1 protein-coding gene is annotated in these 429 nt (G+C 73.9%); it reads left to right on the forward strand.

What is annotated here, in order from left to right; translation table 11 throughout:
* The coding region (locus IF89_RS39725; RefSeq protein WP_043194993.1) for a hypothetical protein at positions 1 to 429 on the forward strand (429 nt) is incomplete at both ends.

The raw sequence follows: 429 nt of genomic DNA on the forward strand, positions 1-429 counted from the left end.
TGGCGGCTGACCGACCGCACCGACGGGTCCGTGCAGTACTTCGACACCGCCGGCAACCCCGTCGCGTTTGCGGACCGGCACGGCAACCGCACCGACTTCAGCTTTGCCCCGGCCGGAGAGACCTGGCAGCTCACGTCTGTCACCGACCCCTACGGCGCCACCACAGAAGTCGCCTACGACGACGGCCGGGTCGTCTTCACCGCCCCGGCCCGTTCCGGCGACGGCCACCGCCTGACCGCCGTCCTCGAACTGGAGGACGGCCTGGTCCGCAAGGCCACCGGCAGCGACGGCGCCGCCACCCTGCTGGAGTACGGGCGGCCGCTGGCCGGGCACGGCCCCGTCATCACCCGCGTCGCCTCGCCCCTCGGCGCGGTGACCGAGATCGCCTACGAGGAGATCCCCGGATCGCCCGTCCCGGCGCTGGCCGCG

Origin of the sequence: Streptomyces sp. NRRL F-2664 (genome assembly GCF_000719345.1) — a bacterium.
Lineage (GTDB): Bacteria > Actinomycetota > Actinomycetes > Streptomycetales > Streptomycetaceae > Streptomyces.